Consider the following 6,195-nt stretch of genomic DNA (forward strand, 5'->3'; position numbering starts at 1 on the left):
GTCGTCGTCGCCGTCGACGTCTCGACTACGCTACGTCGAACCCAGCGACAGCAGACAAGAAGTTTCTGACGACGCCGTGTCCCGACCCGGTGAGGACACTCTCCGGGTGGAACTGGACGCATTCTATCGGGTAGTCTCGATGTCGGACGCCCATGACGAGCGATTCACCCTCGTGGTCGGTGGTCGCCGTTACGTCGAAGCAGTCGGGGATTTCGGTGGCGACGAGCGAGTGGTAGCGACCTGCGTGGAACCCTGCTTCGAGGTTCGTGAAGACGCCGCTTCCGTCGTGGTCGATGGGGAACGCCTTCCCGTGAATCGGCGACGGTGCGTGGCCAATCGTGCCGCCGTAGGCGTAGACGGCCGCTTCGAGGCCGAGACAGACCCCGAGTGTCGGAATCTCTGTCGAGAGTTCTGTGAGTACCTCGTTCGTCACACCCACGTCGCGGTCGTTCTTCGGGTGCCCCGGCCCCGGCGAGATGACGATGGCATCAGGGTCGAGGGCGCGAATCTCGTCGAGCGACGCGGTGTTCTTGCGAACCTCGATGTCGAGTGGTTCGCCATCGACCGTCTGCTCGGAGAAGTACTCCACGAGGTTGTACGTGAACGAGTCGAAGTTGTCGACGACGACGAGACGTGTCATCGGGGCACCTCCGTCGCTTCGACGTCTGCGTCCGCCGCTTCGTCCTCGGTGTTCGAGGGTTCGTACTCGATTCGCCGAACCGCTTCGAGGACGCCACCCATCTTCTGTTCGGTCTCGTCGTACTCCGAAGCCGGGTCGGAGTCGGCGACGATGCCCGCGCCGGCGCGGACGGTAATCTCGTCTTCGTGGCCGTCGGTTTCGACCGTCGCGGTCCGGATGACGATGGCCATGTCGGCGTCACCGGTCCACGAGTAGTAGCCGACGCCACCGCCGTAGACGCCACGTGGTTCGTCCTCCAGGTCGTCGATAATCTCCATCGCGCGGACCTTCGGGGCACCGGTGAGCGTCCCTGCGGGGAACGTCGCGCGAGTGGCGTCGAAGGAGTCGTACTCGTCGTCGAGCGTCCCGGAGACGGTCGATTCGATGTGCTGGACGTGGCTGTACTTGATGACGCTCATGAACTCTTCGACGCGGACGCTTCCGGGCGTCGAGACCCGGCGCACGTCGTTGCGGCCGAGGTCCACGAGCATCGTGTGCTCGGCACGCTCTTTGGCGTCGGCGAGGAGTTCGCCAGCGAGACGACGGTCCTCGACCGGTCCCGACCCGCGGGGGCACGTGCCGGCGATTGGATTGACGACGACACGCTCACCGCGCACCGAAACCAGCGTCTCGGGACTCGCGCCCACGACGCGCCGGTCGCCGTGGCGGAGCAGGTACATGTAGGGCGAGGGGTTGACCTCACGGAGTGAGGCGTACAGACCGACTGGGTCGACCTGTCCACGGAGTTTCCGGGTACGCGAGAGGACGCCCTGGTAGATGTCGCCGTCGCGGACGTGTTCTTTGGTCTTCCTGACTGCGGCCTCGTAGGATGCACGTGACCCTGCGTCCTCGTCGGTTCGCTCGAACCCACCGGGGACGGGGTCGTCTGCAGATTCGAGTGCCGATTCGACGGCTTCGACTTCGTCGACGACGGCGTCGTACACGTCCGTGGGGTCGTCGTCCGGGGTGACGACCGGCGTACAGACGAGTTTCACCGTGTCTTCGACGTGGTCGAACGCGAGCGTCCGGGTCGTCAACACGAACTCGGCGTCCGGGTCGTCCGTGTCGGGTCTGTCGCGGCCGACTTCGTCCAACCAGAGGTCGTAGACGGCCTCGTAGGCGAGGAACCCGACCAGTCCGCCGGTGAGCGTCTGGCGGTCCATCTCGGGGAAGTTGACGCGCGGGAGGTCCGGGAGGGCACCGCGAAGTGAGTCGAGTACGTCGCCGTCGGCCTCGCGGACGAACGCTGCCGCCGGGCCGCCGAGGTCGGTTATCTCGGTACCATCTGGGCCGACCGTGACGACTGCTTCGGGGTCGTACCCGACGAACGAGAAGCGTGCGTGTGAGTCGGCGGTGGCCGCAGGCGACGAGAACGCACCTTGCGGGTTGCTCGACGAGACTTTCTCTGCGCTCTCCAGGAGGAACCCGTAGTCGCTCCGGTCGGCGAGTGCAGTGTACGCGGCGAGTGGGTCGATGTCCACGTCGAGGTCGGTCACGAGGTGCGTGACGACGGGTTCGTCGTAGTCGGCGAGTTGTTCGGCGAAGGTGTCGCGGTCGGTCTCTGGTCGCGTCACGCGGGCACCTCCTCGTGGTCCTCGCCGTCCCGACAGGCGGCCTTGGCCTCGCTGACGAAGGCGCGTACCGCATCGTGGTCTTTCACGCCGCCGGAGGCTTCGACGCCGCTGGCGACGTCGACACTGTCAGGGGAGACAGTCCGAACCGCGTCGGCGACGTTGTTCGGCGTCAACCCCCCGGCGAGAATCACGGGAACGTCGACTGCGTCTGCGAGTTCTCGTGTGGCCTCCCAGTCGTGCGTCTGTCCGGTTCCTCCCGCACCCGAGTCGGATGGGGTATCGACGAGAATCGCGTCGACGGCGGGCGCGACAGCGCGCGCACGCGATAGGTTCGTGGCTTCCACGACGGGGACGACGCGGACACCCTCGTAGCGAAGTGTCGTGAGTTCCTCCACCGAGAAGTCGGCGTGCAGTTGGAGCACGTCGGGGCGGGCTTCACAGACGAGCTCGCGGGCGTGTGCGACCGAATCGGGCATCGTCACGAGGACCGTCGAGAGGAACGGCGGTGCCGAGTCGAAGAGTTCCCGAGCGCGGGTCGGCGTCACCTCGCGAGGGGTGTCGACGGGCACGTCGGAGATGGCGCCGACAGCGTCCGCACCGGCAGACGCGACGACGTCGAGGTCCGTCTCGGTGGTGACACCGCACACTTTCACACGAACCATCTCACGCCTCCCGAAGCGCGTCGAGTTTCGCTGCTGCGGACCCGGTGTCGATGGCGTCGCGCGCGACATCGACTCCCTCTTCGAGCGAGTCTGCGAGGTCGGCGACGTAGATGGCCGCGCCCGCGTTGGCGAGGATGAGGTCACGTTTGGGGCCGGTGACCTCGCCCGTCAGGATTCCTTCGAGGTCACGGGCGTTCTCCTGCGGTGACCCGCCAGCGACGGCGTCGATTGGGGCCTGTTCGAGGCCGATATCTGCGGGTGTGAGCGTGTACTCGACGACGTCGTCGCCGTCGACTTCGGCGACGGTGGTCGCGTCGTGGAGGGCGATCTCGTCCATTCCGGACCCGTGGACGACGAGTGCGCGTTCGACGGGCATGTGAGAGAGCGCGTTGGCAATCATGGGGACGAGGTCGGGGTCGTAGACTCCGAGAACTTGCGCGTCGGCACCCGCCGGGTTCGTCAGGGGCCCGAGCACGTTGAAGATAGTCCGCATACCGAGTTCCTTCCGCGGGCCGATGACGGCTTTCATCGCGGGGTGGAACACGGGGGCGAGCATGAAGCCGACACCGTTGTCGTCGATACACCGTTCGACCGATTCGGGGTCCGCTTCGACGTCGACGCCGGCGACTTCGAGCACGTCGGCACTCCCAGAAGATGAAGAGACGGAGTAGTTGCCGTGCTTGGCCACCGCGGCACCCGCGCCGGCAGCCACGAGCGCACTCGTCGTCGAGACGTTGATCGTGTTGTAGTCGTCGCCGCCGGTTCCGCAGGTGTCCACGAGTGGGTCACGGGACGGGTCGATGGTCAACGCGGCGTCGCGCATCCCTTGTGCGAATCCGGCGATTTCGGCTTCGGTCTCTCCTTTCGCCCGAAGCGCAGCGAGCAGTGCGCCGATTTGCGCCTCTGTCGCCTCTTCGAAGACGGCGCGCGCGGCGTCCCGCGCCTCCTCGACGCTCAAGTCAGAACCAGCAGTGACGCGTTCGATGTAACCTTGCATTGATAATCACCAGTGTACGTGTTCGAGTTACAATGTACAAATCCGTACATTGACTTAAGAGTGTCGGGCTGGCGAAAATCACCGCCAGTGGGTGCGTTTCGCACAGACAGAATCGCCGGTGTGAGACGGTGGAAGTGCACTGTGCTGGGAATCGCCGCACGTGGTCCGATTCGAAAGCTTAAATTGTAACCCCGGACAACGGAGAGATGCGTCCGAACGAGCGTGGGAAGCACCGTAACCGGGTTGGTGGTCTAGTCTGGTTATGACACCTCCTTGACATGGAGGAGGCCGGCAGTTCAAATCTGCCCCAACCCACTACACTTCCCACGTTTTCGGAGTTCGGCGATGTTCGCAACACCGGGTTGGTGGTCTAGTCTGGTTATGACACCTCCTTGACATGGAGGAGGCCGGCAGTTCAAATCTGCCCCAACCCACTACTTTCTCGCGACGAATTACCTCCCGAGCACCGCGTAGCGTGTGCTCGGTGCTATGAGTCGCGTGCAATCGTGCCGCGAGACAGATTTGAACCAGCGAGCGACCGCAGGGAGCGAGTGAGGTTCAAATCTGTCTCTCTGTCGTTCACATCTACTCCATCCACACCGTCCAAAAAAGTACGACTCAGATGTCGTGAAGCACGTCGGTTGGGTCCACGTTTTGCTCGTCGAGGTACACGTTGACCTGATACTGAGTCACGTCGTAGTTCAGGTCCAGCGTCTCGACGGGGCCGCTGAACCGATACCTGTCTCCGACGAAGTGGTTTCCACCTGCGTCCGCGGGAAGCGGTCCTGTCGTATCCGTCGCGGTCATCGTTCCGTCCCCGTTGTCGGTCGGCACGTCGTCTGAATCTGCAGCGAAGTCACCCCATTCGGTGTCCGGGACGAGGTCCCCTTCGACCAGCAATTCGTACTTTGTCGGGCCGTTCGCCGTAATCATAATCGTCCGCTCTCTCCCGAGGACGAACCCCTGCCGCTTGGGTTCGTACGGACTCGAGAGATACTCGTCGAGGTAGACGTACGCGTCGGCCCCCGGTTCGGGTTCGACGTCCAACCGCTGGACGTACCCGACCACACGGAATCGGTCGCCGAGGAAGTTGTTCTCGCCTGCATCTTCGGGCCGTGGCCCGGTTTCGTCGCGCGCCCCCACGTTGGCCGGCCCATCGGGGTCGAACACCGTATCGTCGGAATCAGCCGAGAAGTCACCGAATCTCGTGTCTGCTTCGAGCATGCCGTCGACGGTGAACTCGTAGTCGACCGGTCCGTTTGCCGTAATCATCAGCGTGTGCATGGCGTCTGTTCCTGTCTGTCCTCTCACCGACCCTGCCACGCTCCAAATCGGGAGTGCCGAGGCACCGACGCCGATGGCGGCCGTTTTCAGCACCGTTCGCCTGTCGAGTCTCCGGCCTCCAGTCGAATGCGATTCCGCTTGTTGCCTGTTTGTACTCTTCCCCCACATACATAATATAGCAACCTATTTACACATAAGTATATTTCAGGAACGCAAGAAAGAGCGTCTGAGAGCGAACGTCTGTCGAAAATAGGTAAAGATCCGAGAAGCTCAGAACCAGTTGTAGCGAACGACGTTGGGGTGGACGTTTCGCTCGTCGAGGTAGACGTGTGCGTCGTACTCCGACGTGTCGTAGCGGAGGCCGAAGTCTTCGACTCTCCCGGTAAAGCGGAACCGGTCGCCGAGGAAGTGCAGTCCGCCGGCATCTTCTGGACGTGGCCCTGTCGTGTCGGAGACAGTCATCGTGCCATCACCATTCTGTACTGGTTCGTCGTCCGAATCCGCCGAGAAGTCGCCGCTGTCGGTGTCGGGTTTCATCCAGCCTTCGACGCGTAACTCGTACTCCGTCGGGCCGTTCGCCGTAATCATCAGTGAATGGTCGTAGCGGACGAGGTTCGTCGTGCTGAGAGTGTGTGGGTCCACGCGTTCTTCGTCGAGATAGACGTTCGCATCGTACCCCGGTTCTGGGTTTATCTCCAATGGCAGGAGGATGGCGTTGACGAGGAATCTGTCGCCGACGTACCTCGTTCCTCCAGCGTCTTCGGGTCGTGGTCCGGTCGTGTCTCGAATTCCGAGGCTGGGTGGTCCATCTGGTTCGTACAAGGTGTCGTCGGAGTCCGCCGCGAAGTCGCCACCGAAAGTATCTGGTTCGAGCATCCCGTCCACCGTGAACTCGTAGTCGACGGGTCCGTTCGCCGAAATCGTCAGCGTGTGCACGGTGGATTGCGTCGACGCTGCTCGGACAGACCCCACGATAGTTTGAACGGGGAGAATCGCCCC

5 protein-coding genes, 2 tRNA genes and 1 pseudogene are annotated in these 6,195 nt (G+C 63.2%); 2 read left to right on the top strand and 6 right to left on the bottom strand.

The window, feature by feature from the left end; translation table 11 throughout:
- Window positions 1-25: 25 nt before the first annotated feature.
- The 4 genes from trpG to trpD are packed head-to-tail and all read right to left on the bottom strand — an operon-like array spanning window position 26 to window position 3,912.
- Window positions 26-640: an anthranilate synthase component II gene (gene trpG, locus AUR66_RS07315; protein ID WP_058571814.1), complete on the bottom strand. Its 615-nt coding sequence runs from the start codon at window positions 638-640 to the stop codon at window positions 26-28.
- A complete protein-coding gene (gene trpE, locus AUR66_RS07320) occupies window positions 637-2,253 on the bottom strand; it encodes an anthranilate synthase component I (protein WP_058571815.1) in 1,617 nt (538 codons plus the stop codon). The genes trpG and trpE overlap by 4 nt, the downstream gene beginning before the upstream one ends.
- Window positions 2,250-2,915 carry a phosphoribosylanthranilate isomerase gene (locus tag AUR66_RS07325; protein ID WP_058571816.1) on the bottom strand — a complete coding sequence of 222 codons (666 nt, stop codon included), beginning with the start codon at window positions 2,913-2,915 and terminating at the stop codon, window positions 2,250-2,252. Before AUR66_RS07325 ends, trpE begins: the two co-directional genes overlap by 4 nt.
- A 1-nt stretch (window position 2,916) precedes the next feature.
- Window positions 2,917-3,912: an anthranilate phosphoribosyltransferase gene (gene trpD, locus AUR66_RS07330; RefSeq protein WP_058571817.1), complete on the bottom strand. Its 996-nt coding sequence runs from the start codon at window positions 3,910-3,912 to the stop codon at window positions 2,917-2,919.
- A 240-nt stretch (window positions 3,913-4,152) separates the two neighbouring features.
- Here trpD and AUR66_RS07335 point away from each other — a divergent pair.
- Window positions 4,153-4,227, top strand: a tRNA-Val gene (locus AUR66_RS07335).
- Between the two features lie 44 nt (window positions 4,228-4,271).
- Window positions 4,272-4,346, top strand: a tRNA-Val gene (locus AUR66_RS07340).
- A 184-nt stretch (window positions 4,347-4,530) separates the two neighbouring features.
- Here the strand turns inward: AUR66_RS07340 and AUR66_RS07345 are convergent.
- Both AUR66_RS07345 and AUR66_RS07350 read right to left on the bottom strand, forming a co-directional pair.
- Complete coding sequence (locus AUR66_RS07345) at window positions 4,531-5,289, bottom strand: hypothetical protein (protein WP_058571818.1); 759 nt, start codon at window positions 5,287-5,289, stop codon at window positions 4,531-4,533.
- Window positions 5,290-5,466: 177 nt separating this feature from the next.
- Window positions 5,467-6,195 (bottom strand): annotated as a pseudogene (locus AUR66_RS07350) (hypothetical protein); the annotation flags it as partial.

It is taken from the genome of Haloferax profundi (assembly GCF_001469865.1).
Lineage (GTDB): Archaea > Halobacteriota > Halobacteria > Halobacteriales > Haloferacaceae > Haloferax > Haloferax profundi.

Excerpts from the sequence above, each read along its gene's own strand:
- trpG (WP_058571814.1), bottom strand. The coding sequence starts at position 640 with ATGACACGTCTCGTCGTCGTCGACAACTTCGACTCGTTCACGTACAAC.
- AUR66_RS07325 (WP_058571816.1), bottom strand. The coding sequence starts at position 2,915 with ATGGTTCGTGTGAAAGTGTGCGGTGTCACCACCGAGACGGACCTCGAC.
- trpD (WP_058571817.1), bottom strand. The coding sequence starts at position 3,912 with ATGCAAGGTTACATCGAACGCGTCACTGCTGGTTCTGACTTGAGCGTC.